Origin of the sequence: Rhodovulum viride (assembly GCF_003265965.1) — a bacterium.
Taxonomy (GTDB): Bacteria; Pseudomonadota; Alphaproteobacteria; order Rhodobacterales; family Rhodobacteraceae; genus Rhodovulum; species Rhodovulum kholense.
Map to the genome: position 1 here is coordinate 1 of NZ_MUAV01000070.1, position 2,184 is coordinate 2,184.

2 protein-coding genes are annotated in these 2,184 nt (G+C 66.8%); both read left to right on the forward strand.

Going from position 1 to position 2,184, the window contains the following annotated elements; genetic code table 11:
* The first annotated feature begins 62 nt into the window (after positions 1 to 62).
* Positions 63 to 1,781 carry a terminase large subunit gene (locus BYZ73_RS20835; RefSeq protein ID WP_112317528.1) on the forward strand — a complete coding sequence of 573 codons (1,719 nt, stop codon included), beginning with the start codon at positions 63 to 65 and terminating at the stop codon, positions 1,779 to 1,781.
* The coding region (locus BYZ73_RS20840; RefSeq protein WP_245943259.1) for a phage portal protein at positions 1,781 to 2,184 on the forward strand (404 nt) is incomplete at its 3' end. The genes BYZ73_RS20835 and BYZ73_RS20840, both read left to right, overlap by 1 nt.

Here is a 2,184-nt window from a genome sequence, read left to right on the forward strand (position 1 = left end):
GCTGCGCGCCCGGGATGCCGAGGCCGATCTGATGGCGGAACTGGATCAGGAGGCGGGCCAGAATGTCGTTCGACCGAACTGAAGCCCTGCCGCGCTTCGCCTGCCCGGACTGGTGGGACAAGCTGCAGGCGGGCGAGACGCCCATTGCCGAGGTGCCGCTGAACGAGGACCGGGCGGCGCGCTCGCTGGCCTTCTTCAACCGCCTGCGCCTGCCCGACGTGCCGGGCAACCCGCGCATGGCCGAGGCCTGCGGCGACTGGTTCAGGGATCTCCTGGTGGCTTTCTTCGCCTCCGAGGACCCCGAGACCCACGCCGCGCTGGTCTGGGAACTGCTGTGTATGGTGCCGAAGAAGAACTCGAAGTCGACATATGTGGCGGCTCTGGCCTTGACGGCGCTTTACATGGAGGAAGCGCCGAACCGGCAGATGTTGCTGGTCGGTCCATCGCAGAACATCTCGGAACGGTGCTTTGACCAGGCGCAGGGCATGGTCCGGATTGATCCGAAGCTGGAAGCGATCTTTCAGGTGCAGGATCACCTAAAGACCATTACGCGCCGCAAGACTGGCACAAAGCTGGAGGTGCTGACCTTCGACACGTCTATTGTCACCGGCGAAATTCCGGTGCTGACCATCATCGACGAGCTGCACGAGCTGGGCAAGAAGGCCAAAGCGGCGAAGGTGATGCAGCAGATCCGGGGCGGCGGGATCACCAAGACGCGCGGCAAGGTGCTGATGATCACGACCCAGTCGGACGAGCCGCCGGCCGGGATCTGGAAGATCGAACTGGACAAGGCCCGGGCGATCCGGGACGGCCGCGGCGGCCGGGCGCCGATCATGCTGCCGGTGCTGTACGAGTTCCCGCCCGATCTGCAGCGCGACCAGGACTATTGGCGCGACCGGCGCAACTGGAACATCGTGCTGCCGAACCTCGGGCTCTCGATCGACGAACAGGCGCTGGTCGACGATTACGAGAACAATGGCCGCGTCACCAAGCATACCGAACAGATCTGGGCCTCGCAGCATCTCAACATCGAGATCGGCGTGGGCCTCTCGGCGGGCTGGCTCGGGGCGCAATACTGGGATGGCTGCGCCGAGGACGGGCTTGACCTCGAGGAGCTGATCGAACGGAGCGAGGTGGCGGTTCTCGGCGTCGATGGCGGCGGGCTTGACGATCTCTTTGCCGCGGCGGTGATCGGGCGCTGCCGCGAGACCGGGCACTGGCTGCACTGGTGCCGGGCCTGGGCGCATCCAGAGGTGCTGGAAGAACGCAAGGAGATCGCGCCGCGCCTGCAGGACTTTGCCGAGGCGGGCGATCTGGTGCTGCTGGACGATCACGACACCTCGGGCGACGTGCGCGAGGTGGCGGCCATCGCCGCGCGGCTGCTGGAGGCGGGGCTTTTGCCGGGGGCGAACGCCATCGGCGTCGACACCACCAACTCGGCCGCGATCCAGTTCGAGATGTTCGCCCGCGGCATCACCTACGAGCAGCTGGTCATCGTCGGCCAGGACTGGCGGCTTTCGCCCGCGATCTGGGGGCTCGAACGGATGCTGAAGCAGGGCACGTTCCGCCATGGCGGCCAGGCGCTGATGTCCTGGTGCGCGGGCAATGCCAGGCCCGAGATCAAGGGCTCGGCGGTGCGGATCACCAAGGAAGTGGCGGGCAAGTCGAAGATCGACCCGCTGGTCGCCACCTTCGACGCCTTCATGCTGATGCTGCGCGACCCCGAGGCGCAGGGCGGGGGCTCGATGGCCGATTTCCTGGCAGCTCTGGAGGCGTCCTGATGCGGGTACGAGACCGGCTTGCCGGATGGCTGCGGCCGTCGATCGAGACGATGGAAGAGAAGGCCGATACGGTCGAACTGCTGCCCGAGGTGACGGACGCGGCGCTGGTCGCGGCGCTGGGGCACGGCGCGGGCCATGCGGGCGAGATCGTCACGGCGCAGTCCTCGATGGCGCTTTCGGCGGTCTGGGCCTGCGCGAACCTTGTGGCCGGGACCATCTCGTCGCTGCCCTTCGAGGTGCATCGCCGCGAGGCGACGGGCTTCAGCGCGGCCGCCGGGACGCATCCGCTGCAGGCGGTGATCAACGATAGCCCGAACTACGACCAGACCGCGCTCGACTTCTGGGACTATCTCAACCTCTCGATCGAGCTCTGGGGCAATGGCTATGCCCAGGTCGAGCGGTC

Bases quoted from the DNA above. Each gene is read 5' to 3' on its own strand.
- BYZ73_RS20835 (WP_112317528.1), top strand. From the start codon at position 63: ATGTCGTTCGACCGAACTGAAGCCCTGCCGCGCTTCGCCTGCCCGGAC.